Origin of the sequence: Mycoplasma imitans ATCC 51306 (assembly GCF_000518305.1) — a bacterium.
Taxonomy (GTDB): Bacteria; Bacillota_I; Bacilli_A; order Mycoplasmatales; family Mycoplasmoidaceae; genus Mycoplasmoides; species Mycoplasmoides imitans.
On the sequence record NZ_KI912417.1, the window covers coordinates 28,809 to 51,555 of the forward strand.

Consider the following 22,747-nt stretch of genomic DNA (forward strand, 5'->3'; position numbering starts at 1 on the left):
AGTTATTCATCTACACTAACCATCTTGGTTTTAGCTTTGTATTCTCGTATCTTTGAAAAGTTAACCCGATTGGTTTCATTTTTAGGTTGACTAAATGATTGGTTAGATTTATCTCCTATCTTATTATCACTAATTGTAGTTGTTTTATTTAAAGGTTTTTGCATCATCTGTTTTTGTTCAACTTCATTTTTGTCTTTGGATAACAATCGTTTAAACCGTTTTGAAGAATGGATTAACGATTTAAAGACCGAACCGATCGATAAGACCAAGCTATCAACTTTCAAGTTGTTTGTTCTAAATGACCTGATTAAGCGCTTACGTTCTCTCATTAACGCCATTCCCACTAAGGTCATGATTCCGATCCCAATAATTAAGATTAATATTGGGACGCCAATTCCCACATAAAGATAAATCGAATCAATACCGATTGATTTCTTAAAACTAGCAAAGCTGCTGTCCGTAGTTAATCCATTACTATGATCAGGAACGATCTGGTAATCATTGGTTAAATTACTAAAAACATAAGGAACTAACCTAAAGCTAGATTTTTCGTAATTCAAATCAATTACCTTAAGTTTTAATTGATAATTTTGATTATCATCATTCGATGAGAAATACTTATATATCGACTTAATCTTATCTGGTTTTAAAATTGTTTGATTATTTTCTATTTCAAATAGATCGATTAAATTGGTATTGATTAAATTTAAATGACTAGTTGGATTAAATTGCCCACTTCCTAAAAACTTAACTCGCTGCTCAATTGGATTAATAATGCCGTTATCTTGAAGGTTGTCATTATTTATTGAATAGATATTGTATGAGAAATCACTATTCTGTAATGACAAACCGTTATGATTATTAAATTGCAACAATCCATTCGAACGATTGATTGTTGTAACATTAAAATTAACGTTGCTATTTAGTTGGTCGCTAAAAGTTGTATAGTACAACTTTGGTGTTGTGGTAATTAATGAACTTGGCGCAAATAAACTAAAAAGATAATTCTTATTCGCGTTAACAACACCAATTCCTCTAAAATCCTTAAAGTTAAAAATTGGATTAAAGTTTAATGGGCTATTGATGTCATAGTTAATAAAGTCAGTGTTAGATAATCGATACAACCAATTCTGTTGGTTGGAAATCGGTCCAGTTAGAGCTGGCGAAAAGATTCTTAAGATATAAGGACCTACTGCCACGCCATAACTTTTATCATCGATATCAATTAATCCGCCAACATCATTTTCATTAAACCTGTGTCGAATCGTTAAATTATATAAGGTACCTGTAATCGACTTATTGTTACCTGAAACATTTAACGCATTAATATTAGGTTGTGCGTTTGTTGTTGTTCATGGAGCTATCAATCTAAAACTATATGAGTTTTGGTTTAGATAATATGTGCTATTAATATTAGCTTGATCAATTAAATTCGGCAAGCTAATTAAATCATCCAAATTAAAGAATAACCCAATTAACGCTCTAGGCCCAACTGAGTTTTTAGCTGCATTATTAGCACTAAGTGGTGTTGAGGTTAATTTATTAAGACTATCTAATTCGCTATCTGAATAGTTAGGTGCATCTAAAACAACTTGGTTAGGATTATCACTAGCACTTAATCCTGTGGTTATACTTCCAAATAAGAAAACATAATTCTTATTATCGCCCAAACCTTGTTTAACACCACCTAAAGCAATTCTAGGTACCAAAGTATAATTACTATTTTGACCTAATAATAACCTTTGCGTATCTGGATCATTTGAAGTTAATGAACTTAATAAATAAGCATAAGGATAACCTGTTACTGTTGCTCTAATCTTGTAACTCTTATTAAATTGAACCCGAAAAACTCCCATTGATAAGTACTTACTTGCTTGGTTTCGATTTCTTTCTTGGTTGTTGATTCAATTACCATTACCACCAAATATAAAGACATTATCTTTATATTCGTAGATATTTGATAAGTTGGTTATATATTGTAACCAAGGTAATGAAATAAAATTTGAGTTGTTACCAAACCAAGAAGGGTGGTCTTCTTTACGAAAACTTCCGCTTGGTCCATATAGTGATAATGTATCTGTTTTTCAACTATTTGGGTAGTTTTGAATTAAATCTGTTGGTGAAATATTAGCATAATCCACAACACCAACCGGATCGTTTACTCGATTAGGATCTTCTCTTACTTTTAAGATTAATCCTTGTGATGTTATATCGGTTGATAATTCTTGAAAGCTGTATAAATCATTTTTTAAATCATTATTTATCGTTTGATCACTTACTGCTAAAAGATAATAAAGATGAGGATCTTCTTTAGATTGAACAGCTTCAGAGATCACCTTACGGTTAATGCTGTTAACAAAGCGTAACTCTCTTGATCTGATAACAATTTGGTTATTGTCATATACCAAATTGTTATTATCATCCACTTCTGCTAAACCTTTAACGTTTTTTAAATCTAGTTCTCACTTTAAATAACCAAAACTATCTATACGCTCTAATTTTCCAGATTCTGTAATCGCTAAAAGTCCACCATCACTGGTTGGTGATGATGAAAAATTAGCGTTAGCGTTTCATCTAACAACATCTAATGAATGTTTTTGAATTATCTGATCAGTCGGCGGATTTGCTACTAAATTAACTGATTGGTTGCTTAACTTAATTTTATTAGCTGCTGTTGATTTGAAGCTAAATAAACTAAAGAAAGCTAAGCTAATAACAGTTATTATTAAGATAATAAAAACGATAAAAGATTTTTTATAGAAGTTTTTTAACATTATCATTAATAACTATAATGAATTATTTATTTTTAATAAGAATTACCTTAATTTAAATATTGTACAAAACAACCCCCCTTTTTGATAGAGGTAGCAAATACCTTATTGATAGAAGGGAGATTATTTTTAAAATTAATAAAACAATTGATGTTATTTTGGAGCAGAAGGTTTTGGAGCTGTTGGTTTTGGAACTGTTGGCTTTGGCGCAGTTGGTTTAGCTGGCGCAGTTGGTTTAGCACCCGTTGGTTTAGCGGCAGGTTTTGATGGAGCCGCTGGTTTATCGCCATCTTTTTTAGCACCTGCTTTAGCAGCACCTAAAGCAGCAGGTTTTTTCTTAACGTTAGCAGTTTGAGTAATAATCTTCTTGTATACTGAACCAACGGCTGCAGTCAAGGTATCAACCTTCTTGAATGTTGTTTGGAATCCTTTTTGTTGTAATTTTCTTTGAGATCTCAATGGAATACCGATTGCTAACCCTAAGATAATCATAATTGCAAGAATACCTAAAGTAACACCGATTGATGTAGGTATAACTCATGAAGGTAATGATGCAAAGTTATTGTAAGAGAATGTTACTAGATCATTATTCTTTAATTTTGCATCATAATACCTACCATCTAAGTATTGAATTTGAACTTTAAGAGGTAAGTTCGTGTTGCTTAAGTTACCATTTGGGTCAACTACTACACGATATTTAGTTCCAGCACTACCAGGAGTGAAATCAACTAAACTATTTAAAAAACTCTGATTTGTAACAAAATTCTTAGCAATTTCACTTGTAAATCCGTTTTGAATCAAGTATTCTGCAGGTTTGAATTGAATTGTGCCTCAGAAATCAGATGTGTATTTAAATCCTGAACCTTCAAATGCAATTGCGTTTAAATTTTGATTAAATGTGCTTACAGGAGTATATGAACCAGGAGAACCAGGATTGCTTGAATAAAGCATTATATCGCCTTTTGAATTTGCAGTATAGAATGAATTATTTAATAAAGGTAAGATTAAACTAATTTCATTAACATCAACTAAACCACTTGGTCCAAATGTACTTGATGAGTTAGGATTATTTGAATCAGGTAATCTTAATGTATAAATGCTCGATCTATTATTTTCGTTTGTAAATAAGAAGTATCATAATTCATCACCTGGGACTACATTTTTAATATTTTTAATTGATGAAAATGTATCGGTCGGAGAAAGAGAAATAACTTGGTGAGTGGTTCCAAACGGAGATTGATTTGGTAAACCAGATGTTCTTGCGATTCCGATTTGAGCTCTTAAATATGTTGCAGCAGAAACCATTTCTAAACCATTAGGGTTTGGTCTATTTGTGTTTAAGAAACTAGTGGTTCTAACCCCAATAGATAAGTTGTTTCTAATGCCGTCTCTTCCTAAAGTTGATTGTATGTATTTATAATTTGGATCTGAATAACCGCTTTGGAAAATTGTTCTGCTTTGCAAATCGCTATTATTATTACTTTCTCTAATATAAGGTGTTTGTGAAAAATTGTTAGCGCCTTGCTCAGTTAAATAACCGCCCAACATACTAAAACTTAATGTATTAGGTTGGGTAGGTGAAGTTTCTGTACCAACTACAGCAGCATTAAGAACATCGTAAGGCGTGTTGTTTATTAACTTGTAAGTTCCGTATCAGAAATTATCACCACCTCTTGTGTGCTGCCAGTTAAAATAACCAAATACGTATAAGTAAGGTTGTGAATTTCTAGTTAAATTTCCGTTTGCATCATATGAAGCTCTTAAAATAACTCTAGATCCAGTTGAAGTAAAACCTACTCCACCAATCGTATTAGGAACAAAAAGACCGCTATTATTTACAGAAATTTCATTATCTATTCCTAATCTGTAATCAGAATAAATTCTAGCTTCAATAACATTAGGGTCTGCTCAGTTTGTTTGATCGATTTTATTTGGACTAGTAGGTTTAGTCTCTATACCAAAACTTCTATAAGATTTTAATGAATTATTATCACCTAAAGTTGAACCATTATCGTTAGTTGAAGCTTCAAGATCATCAGCTTTCACTTTGTTTAAAGCTTGTAGCTCTGATAACTTAGTTGGGAATGCATAATATCATAAAGAAGGTAATTCAGAGTCACCGAAAATATAGATACTATTTCCAATAAATGATATTGAGTTAACTGAGTTTAAATAAAGACTTGAAAATACATTAACAGGATCTTCTTTTAAAGTAACGTCCGGAGTTCCAGGAATATTAAGGATTCAATAATTTGTACCTGAAGGTCTAGATGTAAGTCTTGTAACTTGTGTATTTTGTTCATTTCCACTTCATTGTGGGTAAACAAATTTTTCGTCTAATTGAAACGCTGTTTTGATTCTGTTTTTTACATTTACTTCTGCATCGTAACGATTAGTTGCACCAGGTTGCATTGCAGAATTAAATGCTGTAGGCTGTCCAGTCTTAGTTTGTGTAATTTCGTTTGTAGAAGATATAACGTTGTTACCAAAGTCAAAAGTTCCATCTTCAACATTTGAACCAGATACTCTTCCTACAGGTCAAGGAATAACTGATGAATTAACGTCATTAGGTAGTATTTTTCTTTGAACATATAGATTATATCAAGCTGGAGATAAGTTTTTTGGTAAAATCGGAGCATCCAAAATGAAATCGTTTACAATATCGCCTTCATTTTCTTTTGTGAAAATAAATTTAGATCCATCATCAACAAATCTAATAACGTGAGCTGGATTATCTACACCCCCGATTACAAACTTAGAGTTATCATTTGCAGTACCGGCTCTAGTTTTGTCTGCATCTGTACGCCCAACTCTCTTAAGATGAATATTAACATTATCATTAATTAGTAATGCATAATATACTCTTTTTTGTTGCTTGTCAAAATTGTTTGTACTTGTTGTATAATCAGCAACAATTTGCTTAATCTTATAACCTGGGAAATCAGCAGACAGATCTAAACCGTATAAAGGTTTTGTGAAACTATCTAATTTAATGATTGTTCCATTAGCTGAAGTGATAAAATTGTCATTAACATCTCTAATTATTGAGTTAAATAATGAACCGTTTTGACCTACGCCAGAAAGATTAATACTGTTAGCATCTAACTGTTTAGCAGCTTGATTAACTAATTTATTTGTGCTGTTATTAGCAGGTTGTTTAAAAGCAAAACTAGTAGAGCCAAGAATACCAATTCCAGCTAATCCACCTATTAAGGTGTATGTTTTAAGTTTTCTAGAAATATTCATATTTTTATACTTTTATCTTAATTATTATCCTTACTTAGTTGGTGCCGGTGCTTTTGGTTTAGTTGGAGCTGTCGGTTTTGCCCCTGGTGCTGTAGGTTTGCTTGGACCAGTTGGTTTTTTAGCAGCTGGTGCTGATGAAGATTTAGATGAAGAAGTAGGTTTTGCTGATGTTGTTCCTGGCTTCTTACCTGATTGAAGCATTTGAGGTGATTTCTTAATGTTTGAAACAGATGTTCTATTAATAATTTGTTTAAACACGCTACCCACAGCTGTAGTCAAGATATCAACTTTCTTGTTAGAGATTGCAAATCCTTGTTTCAACATCTTACGGTTTTGAGACATTGGAATACCAATACCTAGACCTAGGGCTAATGCTAAAGCAATTATAATAATCGGAATTGAAATCGCTACAGGTAATACATAACCAGGAAGCGCGTTAAAGCCGGTGAACTCTTGATCAGTAGCAAAAACACTGTTAGCTTGAGGAACAGGAACGTAAGTACCGTTAATTAAAACTTGAGGCAATAACTTAATAAAATCATTTGTTGCTCTAGAACGATCAATTACTAATAATCTTAATTGAATTTCTGGATTGTTTTGAGGAGCTGTATATCTATAAATAGAACTAATAAAACGATTATCTAAGACTTCATTGCCATCAGAATCTTTTGTAATTATATCGTTAATCTTGTTTTCAAAGAAAGATGAAGGAATATCGTTTCTGTTGATGAATTCACCCTGACCAATTACATTATTTCTATTAGATATCGGGTTAGTAATCTTATTAGCATTTAATGCTAAATTTGTTGATTGATCACTTACTGGAGCTACATCATTTAATGAGTTACTTCCACTTAACTGAACATAATAACTATCTAACGATCTTACATTAACCGCAGCCGTAATGCCATTTTCATAATTTATTTTCGAAACGTTAAATGATGTGTCATTATCTGGTTTGATGCTGTATCCAGCTTTTGATCAGTTTGAAATAACTGTATTAGTTGCTGTAGTTGTTAAACCTTTAAAGTCTTGTCAGGTGTACCCTTGACTACTTCGTGTGAAATTAGCTTGTTTAACATAAATAGAACCGTCATATCATCCCTCATCTTTATTTCCAGACGATGATGAATATGCGCCATTTAATTTAGATGCGGCTTCGTTTTGATTTTGTTGAACAGAATTAACAGTTCCAAAGTCGCTTCTATTTAGATTATAGAAATTTATGTTAGCATTAGTCTTATAATTTGCTTGAACTTCAGGTCAAGTTGTAATAGTGCTACCTACTTGATAATAATAAGTAAAACTATTTGAATTACTTGAATAAGTGTAAACTACATTACCAATATTTCTGCGATCAAAACCCCTTCCAGTTGTTAATGCGTTTAAAATATTTCTTGGGTTTCAGTTTTCAGTATTAGCAGATTGTAATTGTTGTTGTGTATTAAAAGTGAAATTGTTAATTATGTTTGTTGTTAATCATGAACTATCTTTTCATGAACCCATGCTTCACTGACGACCGTCTAACATTGCATAGCTAAAAAATACATTGTTTTGTTCTGTGAATCTATCCGGTAAAGAATTTAATGTATCTAATTTTAAAGCTGTTGAGAATAAAGATTCAACTTGCTTAGTGTTACCACCTGCAGGTTTACTTAGTAATGCTGCAGGATTAACTGAGTTGTAATCATAAGTATTAGATCATGAAGCAGGTATTGTGTATTGATTATTATCAACAGTAACCATTTTTGTTTGGTTAGCTGAATTACTTGCGCCAACAGAAATAACACCTGGACTGTGTCACTTTGTATCCAAAATATTTCCGCCGTTAGTTCCTCAGGTAATAGCTGAACCTAAGAAAATATTACCGTTTGCTCTTTTGGGCGAAATTACACCCCCAACAGCAAGACGAGGAACAAAGTGATATCCAACATCTTGACCCAAACCAGCAGGCCCAAGTGAATGTCTTAATCTAGATTGATCATAGCTAATTCCTGACAGCAAGACACCATATGGATAACCTACAGTATTGGTATTTCCTGGAGCTTCGGTAGTGTTTTTTTCAAATTTTGTTCTAAATATACCGATGCTTAATGCAGACTCGTTATTTACTCAAGTACCATTTCCTCCAAATAAATATACAAAGCCATCTTTAGCATATAAACCACCTAGGTTTGTTATATATTGCATTCAAGGCATAACAAACTGATCATCTTCATATCATTCTGGATGTTCATTTGGAGAAAACGAACTATCAACTAAAGGAGTGTTGGTTTGAGTTTCTAAACGTTTCGGAAAATGTTTTGCTCTGAAATAATTATTTGCTTGAGTAGAGTTAGGATTTGGATCATTTACAGGATAAAATTTAAGAACATTAGTTTTTTTACCGTTCTGGCTAGGTTGAGTTCATGTTGAAGGATAATTATCAACCATATCTTTAGGTTTTACAAACGCCATGTTTTCAATTGAAAAAGGGTTTGTAGCGTTAAACAAGTTTTCATTAACCTTAACAATAACACCTTGTAAACTTTTTTGAGAGTTAATGGTATTATATTTTTTATCTTGATTAATGTTTACATAACTTTCGTTTTCATCTTTCAACGGTAAAGCTTTAGGAAGATGATTATCGTCGCTGTTGTAATCTATAACTGCGTTGCTATCTCCATTTGCAACAACTCCAGGTTGGGTAGAAGTTCCTGCAGATGAAGAGCCTTGATCTTGAACAAGTTTAGTAGAAGATCTTGCTGCAGTAGTCCCTCCGTTCATTCCTGCACCACCAGATGATGAACCGCCAGCTTGAGAATTAGTAGATGCTGTTCCGTCACCTTCAACAGGAGTAGGTGCAGGTGTAGCATCTCTTTTGAAGTAATTTTCAAATACTTGATCTTTAGTTTGTTGTTCTTGTTTTACTGCTACATCTGGAATTAATAATAGATAGAAAACATTAGGGTCTTCTTGATCTTGAGTAGCTTCTACTACTGTTTTAGAACTTAAATCACTTACATTGAAAGGAACTGATCCAGAAAATGCAGTAAATCTGTTATTACCATCATAATAACCAACTCCGTTCGTTAGATCTTCTGTTTTACTTGGATCAAATGTTCAAATAACGTTACCATATAAATCAATACGACTGATTGATTTTTGCCCATTTAAAACTAAAGCACCTGGGTTAGTACCGTCAATTGAAAGAGATGTGAAGTTAGAGTTTCTCCATCTTCTAGCCGTATCTAAAAGGTTAGATTGGTTTTGTGAAGTCATCTCACCTTCATGGTTAATAGGTTTAACGTGATTTGGCTTAGCTCCAGAAACAGCTAATCCAAAACTACCTAAACCTATTAAGGCAAGAGGGGTTAATCCGATTGATAATTTAAAAATACTTTTTTTCACGATTACAATTTTTATACTATGTTAACAAATTAGGTTTTTTAAAAATTTCACTATTCTTATATTATTCTAAATTAAACTTTTTAAAAAATAATGAGAATCTTTGCGTTATTAGTCTATTTTTTTGATTGATAAAATTAAGTTTTAGTCTTTTTAAAGTTTTTATCTAGGTCCGTTTTGCGGTGGAAAACCAGGTCTAGGTCCTCCCATTTGTGGAGCAGGACGCATTCCTTGATTAGGGTAGTTCATTCGGTTAGCACCCATTGGTTGAGCCTGGTTATTAAACCCAGGTCTAGCTCCGCTCATCTGACCAGGCGCCATACCCTGCGGTCTAAAGCCTTGTGCTGGCTGATTCATGGGCATTTGGTTAGGGAAGTTTTGTCTTGGTTGAATCCTCATTTGCGGAGGCATTTGGTTAGGGAAGTTTTGTCTTTGTTCCATTTGCATCTGTGGATTCATTTGTTGTTGGTTGAAACCATATTGCTGATTAAATCCAGGTTGCATTCCCATCTGCCCACCAAAACCTTGTGGGCCCATTTGTTGTGGAGCAAATCCTTGTTGTTGATTTCACATTTGCTGGTGGTTTGGATTCATTCCCATATTCTGAGCTGGTAGAACATTTACATTTGGTTGAGCTGCTTGCTCTTGTGGATTAACTGCTTGAGTTGATACAGCTTCAGTAGCCTCTTCAACTTCTTCAGTTTTGTTTTGCTCTTCCAATGCTCCTAATGATTCAACCATTCTTTGATGTTCTTCACGTTCTTGAATCATCATTCTTTCTTTTTTCTTAGCAATCGGAATACCGATTCCCAATCCTAGAAGTAATGAAACAACAATCAATCCTGCACCTGCACCCACAACTGGGTAAAATCAAGCTTCGGATGTAATTTTTCTAGGACCTACTGAGTTGGTTTCTTCACCTGCTTGTAATACTAAAGAAGGTGAATGTTCAGATTTGTGTTCACTAGTTAGACCCATACCAGTTCCAAGAGCGATAACTCCAGAAAACACAAAGCTAATTCCAACAAATTTGGACTTTAACTTTTTTATACTAAACATAATGTTATTTTATTTTTACGTTTTATATATTATACGCTTTTAAAATACAATCTTACAAGTTAAGCTTAAAAGACCTTAAATAGTACTCTAAGCGTTTTTGTACATCATTGCGGTAGGCAATGATCTTGTCTGTTTGAGCCATATTATAAGTTCAAATTAGAGCAAACAGACAACTAATGATTAAAAAATCATTAAAGATATTTCGATCTAGACCACCATAAGAATCAACTAGATAATATGCTTGATCTAGATTTAAGGATTCTCTAGCCATATTAGCTAGATCGAAATAAGGATTATTAATTCTTGATCATTCAAAATCAATTAAATGAATCTGATCGTTTTGATCAACCAACATGTTATGCGCATTCAGATCTGAATGGGTTAATATTTTTGGTAAATCCTTATACTTATTAATTAGGTGTTGATATAGTTTCCTATGCCTTGTTGATAATTTAGCGTTCTCAAAACCACTATAATAATCGATTGGTAAAACTGAACAGTTATTAATATCAACTTGGTGGATCTTTTTGATTGCTCTAGCTAAATTATCTAACCTAGTTTTATCAAAGTAATCAACCTCTTTACCAGGTATTCACTTTTTAATACAGTCTCCGGTTGATTGATCAAAATAAATGAATAAGTCGTTTTTTAATAGTTGGATAACTTGATATTCATTAACCCGCGAGACTAATTCATTGTTCATCGCAAACCGGACTTGGAATTTATTTCCATCACTTGTTTGAACTAAAAACGAGAGATTGGTAAATCCGTTGTGGATTGGGATGATCTTAATAATCTGATCGGTCGAGTAGTTAGTATGATTAACAAAAAAGTCGATAATTTGATTTTTTGTTTTGTTCATTATCAATACCCTCTTGATACTGGTACTCTTCTTACTCTAGGTTGTTGGTTATAACCTCTTGGAGCAATTAGTGGTGACATTCTAGACACTCTTCTTGGACCATAAGCTAAACGAGGAGCTCTTCTAGGTGCTAGTGTTCTTGGTGGATAAGCTCTTGGTCTTAATTCTCCCATTGGTTGATCCATACCTATTTGTCTAATCGGTCTTCTTACTTCTCCTACGTATGTATCATAATTTGATCGGTAGTACTGAGTAGATGGACGATCATAATCATAACCATAACCTTCTTTAAATCTTAAGAAGTCAGATTCACTTCTTAAAGTACCGCGATAAGTTGGATAAGCTGGTTGTCTTTGTTGGTCAAATTCACTATATCGCGCTGGAAGTTGTTGATATCTTCTAGCTACTGGTTGCTTATTAAATTCATAAGCTGACGGTTTACGAAGATCATATCCAACTCTTCTTGGTTGGTAAGGTTCATAACCTCTTCTAGATTCATAAGCTGGTGGGTAGAAGTTATTAGGAGCATAACCATACTCAGAGTTAGGTTGAACTGGGCGGTTCATATCTTCATAACCTTGTTCAGCATATCTTGGATCAACCGGTTGTTGATATCTTGGATCTTGATATTGTTCTGGATATGCTTGTTGTTGATCTTGGTAAGCATCAGGTTGGTCATAACCTTGATCATAATATGGATCTTGTTGACCAGGTTGTACAAATCTTGGATCGTATTGACCTGAATAACGTTCATCAATTTCTTTGTTTGAATGATAAGCAACTCTAGCTGGTGGAACTAATTGTTCACGTTGAGCTTTAATCATCTCTTCACGATCAATTCTAGTTGTAGGTTGTTGTTCTACTTTAGCTGTAGGTTGTTGATTTGGTTCAGATTGGTTTTCGCGTGAAGCTGTGTACAACGCTTGAGGTTGAACTTGAATTTCAGGTTCTAAGAACAATCTTTGATCAAGCGATTCGGTTTGGTTCACCTGTCTTAGAGTTTGAGGTTGTTCAACCGGAGCATTAACTTGGTTGATCTCATCTAATTTTTGACGTACGTTTTGGTTTGAACGTTTATCAAAATTAGTTGGTGGCAGATCATCTTCTTCACCATCCACTACTTGTTGAACTAAGAAGTCTAATAGCTCAGAAGTTGGTTGCTTAGTTTTATTAGGTACAGTAGTTAATAGATCATCTGATTCTTCGTAGAATGCTTTTGCTGGTACTTTTTTAGGTTGTGCAACTTGTTGTTGTACAACTTTATCTTTAGCAACTTGGTTAACAACTCCTTTAGGTTGGCTAACTAATTGTTCAACTGCTTTTTGTTTAGCTAATAAACCAGCTTTTTCGTTCATCTTATTAGTTAAATAATCAACAAGTTGTTTTGCAACTTTTTCTAAGTTGACATTACTATTAGATTTCTTAGCTTCTTCTTTTAATTGTTTAAATAGATCAATGATCCTCTTGTTTTCATCAATTAAATTTTCTAGTTTTTTTAATGATTGACTATTATTTTCTTTAATTTCTCTAATCTCAACAAGATCATCTAGTTTAGTTACTTCTAACTTCGGTTCAACCTTAGTTTGAACAACTTGAGACTTCTGTTCAAATGGTGCTTTAGGTAATTGTTCTACTACTGGTTGTTGTTGAACTTTCTTGTTATGTTCTATTACTGGTTTTTGATCTACTAGTAAGTTGCTTAACTTGATATCTTCAAATTTAACTTTGCTTAGTTCAACATCATCATCTTCAATTAGACCATAATGATCGTCTAGTTCTTCAAAGCTAGATAACAATAGTTGTTCTTGAGCTTCTTTTTCAAATTGAATTTCAGCTAATTCTTCTATTTCAGCTTCTTGTTCACTGTCTAGAACAATAATAGGTTCTTTTTGTTCAACTTGTTCAAGCTTGATCTCTTCAAGTACTTGTTGTTGTACTTCAGATGGTTTAGGAGTTTCAAACTTAGGTAGTTTAATAACAACCGGAATTTGTTCTAAATCATCTAGGTTTACTTTCTTGTTAATTGGTTGTTCAACTTCTAGCTTGATCTGATCATCAGCAACAACTGGTGTTGACTCAGTTTGTTCAACAGCTTGTTCTAAAACTTCTTCTTTTTGTTCAACTACTTCTGGTTTAATTTGTTCAGCAGCAAGAACTTCAGCAGGTTGTTTAACTGCTTCACTAACAATTGGCTCAACTAATACTTCTTCTTTAGTTGTTAATTCTTCTATAGATTGCTCTTTTACAACTTCAGGTTTAGCTTCAGCTTCTGGTTTTTTAATTGCATATTTAACAACCTTCTTAGCTGGTTTAACTGGTTGTTTAGGTGCTGTTGGTTTAGCTGGTTCTGGTTTATCAACTTCTACAGGTTGTCCAGCTACTGTTTCAACGGCTTGTTCAACTACATGATCAATCGCTTGATCAACAACTTGTTCAACTGGTTGATTTTGTTCTTGATCATAAACTTGTTGGTCGTATTGTTGTTGATATAATTGTTGGTCGTAAGCTTGTTGGTCTGCTAAAACTTTTTGATCATAAGCTTGTTGGTCTGAATAGGCTTGTTGGTCGTATTGTTGTTGATCTAATTGTTGGTCATAATCTTGTTGTTCGTATTGTTGATCATATTGTTGAGTGTTATCAACATAATCTTGTGGTTGATCGTATTGTTGATCATATTGTTGATCTGCGTAACCTTGTTGGTGGTAAGCTTGTTGATCGTAAGCTTGTTGATCATATTGTTGTTGATCTGCATAACCTTGTTGATCTGCGTAACCTTGTTGATCATATTGTTGTTGATCTACATAACCTTGTTGATCGTATTGTTGTTGCTGATCATCACCAACCTGACCTTGTTGATCATAAACTGGTTGAACTTCTTGGTTTTCAACAGCTTGGTCTTGCTCAACTACTTCTTCTTCTGCAGCTTCTTGTGCAACTACTTCTTCTTCTTGAGCTGAAGTTGCTTCATTACTTAAATCTAATAATGAACCGGTGTACTGACTAAAATTTAGTTCGTAACCTTCAAGATCGGTATAAAAAGCCGGATCAACAGTATCATTAGTTTGAGTATCAACTAACGATTGGTCAATCACGTTATATCTTAATAATACTTGATCGCCCGTATCAATATTAAGCGCATCAACATAATGATGGTTATTAACAAAATAAAAGGGTTGTTGATCCAAGCCATATAGATCACCTGGTAATGGCTTTTTTAAGAATTTAAATACCGGCTTGATTAAATTAAAAATCTCTCCAGTAGTATTATCAACCCCTACTAGATAAACCTTTCCAGTTTTGTCATAAGCAAAGTTAAAATCATAAGCACCATATTGCTTAAATGCTTTCTTTTTTAACTTATTTAAATTCTTCAGAATTTTTTTATGTATCTTTTGATTCATTATCATTTATCACTCATTTATTTTTATTATGGTTATGCACAAGTTGTAAATTCAATATATATCTTTATATTAAATTATTTTTAAGGATTAATGTTAAAGAGTTTTACTTATTATTTAATAATAAAAATTTTGCTAAATAATCGATTTCAAGTTATCAATTAAAAGGTTTAATTCATTTGGTTTAAAGACAAAATGAGCGTTTTGTAAGATCGCTTCATTAACATTATCAGGAACAGCTACATAATCAAATTGTTCATAAGTATTTTGATCAATTTGATTATGTAAAGCAAGATAGATTAAAAAAGTATTAGGATAATGTTTTTTAATCGTACTTAATTTATTAATCTCCTTATTAATAAATAGCCCATCATCTTCATTTAGTTGGATGAAGCTAAACCGTTCGTTGTTTATAATTGTTTGGTTAAAATCAGAAGAGTTAATTCATTCTTTAATGTTAAAAAGATAGATCTGGCTGATTAACATTCTTTGGATTGATTGTTGAAAACTCTTGTAGTCGTTGTTTCAGTGCATTTGGTGTTTTCAACGCATCCGTGCTTGCTTAATCGTGTTGTAGTTTAAAAAGTAGGTCGCCATCACGTTGTCATAACTATCAACACTTGATGGACCTTTAATTAGGATCCCGGATTGTTTAATTAGTGCTAAATGATTAATTAGATCATAATCATTCTTTTTAAGGTATGCTTCGTAATAAAATTTCAGATCACTTCTTTTTCTAATGCACGCCCCATTAGCGGTTAGATAACTAATATCATTTAATCCTAATTTAGTTAGGTTATTAAAATTAATGATGTTTTCAAACCAACTTGATGAACTAACTAAGATTTCAAAGTTACTTTTTAATTCGTTAATTAATCTTGTTAATTGATCGATATCATAACCCTGATCATAGATTACCCGTTGGTTGACATCGATAATTAATAACTTATTTTTAGACATTTAATGACTTAATAAGGTTTTTTAAATAGTTCAATGAACTTAGTTAGTTCTAGTTGGTGCGAATCTTCTTGCCCATACAGACGGTATGTAATCGTATTAGGGTTATTAAGTTCGTTATCACCAACGATGATCTGAACCGGAATTTTGTTTACTTGGTTATCTCGGATTTTTTTATTTAGACGTTCATTACGATCATCAACACTTACTCTTAAATCAGCTGCTAGCAATTTCTTTAACAACTCATTACATCCATCTAAATGAACTGAGTTGTTTATGGGGATGATTACAGCTTGCTTTGGGGCTAACCATAGATCTAATGCACCCTTAGTTTGTTCTAATAGGGTAGCCACAAAACGTTCATATGTTCCTATGATTCCCAAGTGGATAATCACTCCTTGTTCGTAGGTATTATCCTTGGTTTTGTATTTGATATCAAATTTCTCTTCACTTGGTAATGAGAAATCTAATTGGATTGTAGATACGGTGATAATCTTGTTAAGTGCCGTTTTTACTTGGAAATCAATCTTAGGACCATAGAAGGCTGCTTCACCAACTTGCTTGGTGTATTCTAAGCCTAAATCTTTAAGTGCATCTTCTAGTTGTTTTTCAGATCTGGCTCACATTTCTTGATTATCAATAAATCCTTGCTTATCATTAGGATCATGTAATGATAGATCAATTCGGTGGAACTTAAGATTAAAAGTGCTAATCACTTCTTTAATAACTTGGTAAGAGTTTAAGATCTCGTTTTTAATCTGATCTAACCTACAAAAGATATGATTATCCAATAACATCATTGCTCTTACACGCTCAAGACCAGTTAATCCTCCACTAGCTTCATATCGGTGTAATAATGCATCTTCAGATAAGCGCATTGGTAGATCATAATAGTTACGCGGTTTATTTAGATAAACCAAACAGTGATGCGGACATGTCATCGGTCTTAACATCATCTTGTCTCCATCTAATAAGGTAATTTCGGGGAACATATCTTTAGAATAGTGACTATAGTGTCCAGATTTCTTATAAAGATCAACACTACCTAGCACAGGGGTGTTAACTGCCATAAATCCAAACTTCTTTTGAACACTGTGCACGTAGTCACCTATTAATTGGCGTACGATCTGACCATTAGGTAATCACATCGGCATCCCAGCTCCTGATAGGGGGTTGAAACTAAATAGTTCTAAGATCTTATTAATTCTTCTGTGATCGCGTTGTTTTTGTTCTTCAATGATTGCTAAATAATCTTGCATATTTTGATTGTTATCAAAACCAAAACCATTTAGACGCACCATCACAACATTATCTTTATCACCCTTAAAATAAGCACCACCAACCGATTGGAAATTAAATGCTTTAACTAATTTGGTATTATCCATTAGTTCACCACTTGGTAAATAATAGTATTGGTCATCAACCACTGCTAAATTAACCGTTGTGCTGTTGGCTTCATTAATCAACTCTAATAAGTATGGTTGATCTTTTAGTAGTTCATTAGCTTTTTTAAGATCAAATGTTGAGACACTAATTAGTTTTGCTGATGAAGATAATTTAGTTAATGATTTTACTAACTTATTAAAGTCTTCGGGGTTAATGTTGATTGCTTGGGATAAGTAATCAATAAAAAACCCTTGGTCGTTTACTGACATCTGACCAAATTGGATCTGTGGATCTTGTTTTTTCAAGATCATTTGCACCATTAATAAAGCAGTATTAAAATAGTTAAGCATATATCGATATTGTTATTTTCTGACTAATATTTTTTCAGCTAATATTTGGGTTTTCCAAACCTTAGTTTTCTTATCTTGGTAAGTGGTTAAAACCCCTTTAATTGCAAGATATTCGTGTTCAAGTACGTATTTTTCTAATTCCAAGCCAAGTTGATCATTAGCATAAATTACATAATAATCCGTATAGGTTTGGTTACCAAATCTTCGTTTTTGGGTGATCGTTACATAGAACCCTGTTTTATTCTTAGATCACTTGTAGCTATCAATTAAACCTTCCAATAAAACAGTATTAAGCATTAATTAACACTCTTTTGTTCAGCTGAATTTTCTTCGTCGTCTTGAGCTTCAATGTAATTAGGGTTTTGCATATTAAAGCGAATCAAGAACATGCTAATAGTTTTTAACACCATCTTTTCTTCAAAGATTGACATTCTTACTGATTCAAACTTTTGCTTATCATTTAAAACATCATGAATTGATTGGTTAGTTTTTTCATAATAAACATCTAGCATGTTTTTAACTTCTTTATCAGATACTTTAACTTTTCATTGTTCTGATAAGTAATCAAACATAAGACCTTTCTTGATGATCTTATCAGCCATATTTTCTAATATTTGTTCAGTTTGTGCTTGAAGACCAGTTGCTTTTAGTTGTTGGGTAACTCTTTTTAGCTCTTCTGGATCGATTTCAAAATCAAAGTGTCCAGCTATATAGTTCATAATAGCTGAGAACACATTATCTTTAATACTTAGTTGTAATAACTCGTATTGCATCATTGATTCATTAGTAATTTCAGCTGGCAAAGCTGTTTTAATTCTTTGACGTTGCTGTTCTAGCATTGCTGGATCAATAAAAAATTGAGTGATTTTTATTTCTTTTGAATAATCAATCTCTTTAATTAGTTTTAATTTTGATGACATATATTTACCTTATTTTGTTATTTATTCTATTAATTTTAATATTTTTAAATAAGTTATTTTTCTTCAAGACTTAGTAATGCATCTTTTAGTTTTGCATCACTAATCTTTTCATATAACTTTATTCTTTGTTTAGATAGTTCGTTTAGACTTAATTGTTGTTCGTAATTTTTAAGTTGAACTATTCCTTTTTGAATCTGGTCATACACTGCGTATTTTGAAATCGAGTAGTTGGTAGCTATCTCGTTATAAGATAAGTTATTAACCAAAAAATCTTCAAGATATAACTTAATCTTTTCAGATAATAAGTTCTGATAATAACCAAATAATTCGTTTAAAAGGTTTCATTCTTCAAAGCTAATTACTTGTTTTTTCATAATCTAGATTTAGATTCATTGTTAATGAAATCAGGTATTTTTGTAGATCAAAGCTTACTAGATCATCAAGCTGTTCACCCAACCCGATCAGTTTAACCGGGATATTAAATAGATCTTTGATTCCTAGAATGATGCCACCTTTTGAAGATGAATCCATTTTACTTAAAATTATCCCTGTAATCTTACTTACTTCGTGAAATACCTTAGCCTGCATTAAACCTGACTGACCAGTTGTAGCATCTAGAACTAGCAATGATTCGTCAACAATACGACCAATAAACTTTTCAATTACATTATTAATCTTTTTAAGTTCGTTCATCAGATTAACTTTGTTTTGCAATCGCCCTGATGTATCACATATTACTAAATCATAATTACGTTCTTTAGCATAACTTAAACCTTCATAGATTACTGCTGCTGGATCTTTTTTGGTTTCATCTTTATAGATATCAACTCCAAGGCGTTCTGCCCAAATATTCAATTGTTGGATTGCACCTGCTCTAAATGTATCAGCTGCAACTAACAACACCTTTTTATTTAGTTTTTTATAGTAGTTTGCTAACTTCGCAATTGATGTGGTTTTACCAACACCATTCACCCCTACTACTAAAAAGACATTTTGCCGATTATCTTGATAATTTAGATCAATATTAACTTCGCTATCTTGAATGTAATAAACAAACAATTTATCTACAATAATCTGTTTAATTAACGTCGGATCAATTACCTTTTGGTATTTGATCTCTTCAGTAATCGCATCTACAATCTTTTTGGTCGCATTATATCCGATATCTAATTGCACAAAAGAATCAAATAGATCTTCATAGAATGCTTCGTTTAAAGTAACGTATTTAGTTGATAGTTGGTTGATGATATCTGAAAAGGAATTACTACTCTTTTTTAGTCCATTATCAAACTTTTCTTGGGTGGTTTCAAATAAAGAATTTTCTTGATTCTTTTTCTTGATTTCTTCTACAGTATCAGGCTTTTTCTTAAACTTACTAAATAATCTTTTAATAAAGCTCATTATTCATTCTCAATTTCTTCGGCCATATCTTTAGCTTGGTGTAAAGATACCGATAACATCTTGGTCACACCCTTAGTTTGCATCGTAGCCCCAATTAACTTATCACATTTTACCATCGTACCTTCGCGGTGGGTAATGATTAAGAATTGCGTTTGATCTGATGAGTTTTTAATGATGTTAGCAAAACGTTCAACGTTGGCTAAGTCTAAAGCGCTCTCAGCTTCATCTAATACAACTAAAGGGAATGAAGACACTTTAAGAATACTAAATAAAACTGATAAAGCAACAAGAGCTTTTTCTCCACCTGATAGCAGGTTTAAATTCCCAATGTTTTTTCCTGGTGGTGAAGCAAATACTTCAATACCACTAGTAAGTTTTTCTTCAGGGTTTGAGTATCTAATTTCACAATTACCTCCACCAAATAGGTAATAGAATGTTTTAGGCAATTCTTGATTTAGATTACTAATCAACTGGTCGAATTCAAATACTGCCTTTTCATCTAATCTAATGATTGCTTCATTAATTCGTTCACGAGCATTAATTAATTCTTGCTGTTGAGCATAAAGCTTTTCATATCGATCTTTTTTAATATCAAGCTCTTCGATTGCTTCCATATTGATAGCACCCAAATTGTTTAGCGTACTTTGAAGCTTTACTACTTCGTTCTTAGCTTGAGACAATGAAATTGGTAATGGCTTATTGTAGTTTTCAATCGCAAACTCAATCGCCATATTATAAGATTCATTAATCTTAGATTTGGCTAAATAAATGATATTTTCGTGTTTTGTTAATAATTCACGACGTTTTAGTTTATCATTTTTATCTTCGTCAATCTCTTTGTAAAAAACTGTTACATCTTTTTCAAGTTGTCCAACTTGCTTTTGATACATTTCTTTAGCTTCTTGATTGATCTTTAAATCTTGTACTAAAGTAGTTTTCTTTGTTTCTAGACTGAATAGTTTATCTTTGATTTTTTTATCATCTCACTTAACTTCTTTACCATCAAATGTTTTATCAGTTAATTGCTCATATTGAATCTTGTAATCATCCAATTTCTTTTGCTCAATTACGATTAAGTCTTGATAGCGTTGAATTGAGATTTTTTTCTCGTTAAATTCCTTATCTTTTTTAAGATAATCTGCGTTTAAAAACTCAATTTTTTTGTTTATTTCGTTGATATTTTTTTCAGCAACTAAAAGTTCGTTTTTAAGTGTATCAATTTTTTCATCAAGATTAAATAAAGTGTGAGCTTGTTTTGCTTCTTCACCACCAGTGATAGCCCCACCTGCATTAACAATATCTCCGCCCAATGAAATCACACGGTAAAGTTGGTAAGTGAACTTTGAAATTTTTGTTGCTGATTCAAGATCGTTTGCAATAATAATTTGACCTAACAGTGCACGGATAGCTGGATCGTATTGATCATGATAATCAATCAAATTAGCAGCAATACCCAGATAACCATCAACTTGTTCTAATACTTCTAAGTGTTCTTGTTTAACATCGCGGTCTTTAAGATTGGCTAACGGTAAGAATGTTGCTCTTCCTGCTTTATTTGCTTTTAAAAAATTAACGGCATTAATTGCATCTTGATTAGAATCAACAATAATGTTCTTTGTTGCTTTATTTAATGCGGTTGAAATCGCTAATTCATATTGCGGTTCAACCTTAATAAAGTCTTGCACAATTCCATGAACACCACCGATTGCATCCTTATTATTTAATACCGTACGAACACCAACATCTTGAGCAAACTGATTGGTCTTTTGGTTTTGGAAAAACTGTACTTGTAAGTTGGATTGATAACGTTTAACTTGAAAATTAGCTAGCGCTTTTTTTAAGTTTTCCAATTCGTTAGCTAAATCAGTTTTTTCAACATCTTGGTTCTTTAGCTCTTCTTCTCAAGTTGAGATTAAACCAAAGTATTTTTTTAGTTGTTCTTCTGATGATTTTAATAATTGTTCTAACGCATTAATTTTTTTATTTTTATCGTTAGAATCTAAATCTGATTTTAGTTGTAAATCATTAACAATATTACGTTTTTCTAAAAGTGCAATTTCATCGTATATTTTTTGTAATTCGTCTTGAATTTTTTGCACATTTTGATCAGCACTATTATAACGTTTTTTAAACGTCTCTAACTTCTCTTGATTAATTTGTAATTGCGGATCATTTTTTAATAAACGTTCATCAATTTGAGCAATCTGTTCAGATAGTGCTTGAATTTCTTTTTGTGAAATCAAGTATTCGTTAACTGATAAAGTTATTTCTAAATCTTTTAGCTTTTCTTTTGTTTCAGAATACAGCTTAGCCTTTTCTGCTTGTTGGCTTAATTTCTTTAGATCACGATTTAATTCGTTAACAATTGTTGTTATTTCTTTTAAATTATCATTGGTTCGAGCAATTTGTCTAATCGCGTCTTGCTTTTTCTTAGCATATCTACCTATTCCAGCAGCATCTTCAAAAATCTGTCTTCGATCTTCTGGTTTAGCTTCAATAAAACTCGATACTGTATTTTGCGAAATAATACACAACGAACCCTTGGTTAAACCAGAATCTAGAAAAATATCATTAATCTCTTTTAGTGATGATGGTTCGTTGTTAATTAAATACTCAGATACCCCGCTACCACGGTAAACTCTTCTAGTAACTGCAATCTCTTTTCGTTTATCATGTAAATAACCTTGAGAGTTATCAAATGTTAAGCTTACTTCAGCAAATTTAGATGCCGGTTTTTCTTGTGATCCAAAAAAGATAACATCATCACTTGTTTTCCCTCTTAGATTTTTCATCGAACGTTCACCCAGCACCCACTTTAAGGCATCGACAACGTTCGATTTACCTGACCCATTTGGCCCTACAATCCCAGTAACGTGTTCATCAAATGTGAAACTAATGTTATCAGCATAAGATTTAAACCCTTGGGCATGAAATTTTTTTAGAAATAACATATTATATAACCTTAATTTCTTACATAATCTAGTAAGTATAAAGAATTATATAGAAAATA

At 32.4% G+C, this 22,747-nt stretch carries 13 protein-coding genes; all 13 read right to left on the reverse strand.

Going from position 1 to position 22,747, the window contains the following annotated elements:
* Positions 1–2 precede the first annotated feature (2 nt).
* The 13 genes from P690_RS0103315 to P690_RS0103375 all read right to left on the reverse strand — a co-directional run bounded on the left by P690_RS0103315 (position 3) and on the right by P690_RS0103375 (position 22,688).
* The gene (locus tag P690_RS0103315; protein ID WP_027122337.1) at positions 3–2,774 is read right to left on the reverse strand and encodes a cytadherence protein B; all 2,772 of its coding nucleotides are present in this window, start codon (positions 2,772–2,774) and stop codon (positions 3–5) included.
* 150 nt (positions 2,775–2,924) lie between these two features.
* Entirely contained in the window at positions 2,925–6,017 is a 3,093-nt protein-coding gene (locus P690_RS0103320) for a cytadherence protein A (RefSeq protein WP_027122338.1), read from the reverse strand.
* Between the two features lie 30 nt (positions 6,018–6,047).
* Complete coding sequence (locus P690_RS0103325) at positions 6,048–9,407, reverse strand: adhesin (protein ID WP_027122339.1); 3,360 nt, start codon at positions 9,405–9,407, stop codon at positions 6,048–6,050.
* A gap of 159 nt (positions 9,408–9,566) precedes the next feature.
* On the reverse strand, positions 9,567–10,463 hold the full coding sequence (locus tag P690_RS0103330) for a P30/P32 family tip organella adhesin (protein WP_027122340.1): 897 nt from the start codon (positions 10,461–10,463) through the stop codon (positions 9,567–9,569).
* A 52-nt stretch (positions 10,464–10,515) separates the two neighbouring features.
* The gene (locus P690_RS0103335) at positions 10,516–11,325 is read right to left on the reverse strand and encodes a phosphotransferase (protein ID WP_027122341.1); all 810 of its coding nucleotides are present in this window, start codon (positions 11,323–11,325) and stop codon (positions 10,516–10,518) included.
* Positions 11,325–14,726, reverse strand: coding sequence for a cytadherence high molecular weight protein 3 (locus tag P690_RS0103340; RefSeq protein ID WP_307129920.1), 3,402 nt, complete (start codon positions 14,724–14,726; stop codon positions 11,325–11,327). Before P690_RS0103340 ends, P690_RS0103335 begins: the two co-directional genes overlap by 1 nt.
* 132 nt (positions 14,727–14,858) lie before the next feature.
* Complete coding sequence (locus tag P690_RS0103345) at positions 14,859–15,683, reverse strand: MPN552 family protein (protein ID WP_027122343.1); 825 nt, start codon at positions 15,681–15,683, stop codon at positions 14,859–14,861.
* A gap of 8 nt (positions 15,684–15,691) precedes the next feature.
* The gene (thrS, locus tag P690_RS0103350) at positions 15,692–17,416 is read right to left on the reverse strand and encodes a threonine--tRNA ligase (protein WP_027122344.1); all 1,725 of its coding nucleotides are present in this window, start codon (positions 17,414–17,416) and stop codon (positions 15,692–15,694) included.
* Positions 17,417–17,428: 12 nt separating this feature from the next.
* Entirely contained in the window at positions 17,429–17,713 is a 285-nt protein-coding gene (locus P690_RS0103355; protein WP_027122345.1) for a DUF3217 domain-containing protein, read from the reverse strand.
* On the reverse strand, positions 17,713–18,336 hold the full coding sequence (locus P690_RS0103360) for an MPN555 family protein chaperone (RefSeq protein ID WP_027122346.1): 624 nt from the start codon (positions 18,334–18,336) through the stop codon (positions 17,713–17,715). The genes P690_RS0103355 and P690_RS0103360 overlap by 1 nt, the downstream gene beginning before the upstream one ends.
* A 53-nt stretch (positions 18,337–18,389) precedes the next feature.
* Positions 18,390–18,710, reverse strand: coding sequence for a hypothetical protein (locus P690_RS0103365; RefSeq protein WP_027122347.1), 321 nt, complete (start codon positions 18,708–18,710; stop codon positions 18,390–18,392).
* Positions 18,691–19,737 carry a signal recognition particle-docking protein FtsY gene (gene ftsY / locus P690_RS0103370; protein WP_027122348.1) on the reverse strand — a complete coding sequence of 349 codons (1,047 nt, stop codon included), beginning with the start codon at positions 19,735–19,737 and terminating at the stop codon, positions 18,691–18,693. The genes P690_RS0103365 and ftsY overlap by 20 nt, the downstream gene beginning before the upstream one ends.
* Positions 19,737–22,688: an AAA family ATPase gene (locus P690_RS0103375; protein WP_027122349.1), complete on the reverse strand. Its 2,952-nt coding sequence runs from the start codon at positions 22,686–22,688 to the stop codon at positions 19,737–19,739. The genes ftsY and P690_RS0103375 overlap by 1 nt, the downstream gene beginning before the upstream one ends.
* Positions 22,689–22,747 lie beyond the last annotated feature (59 nt).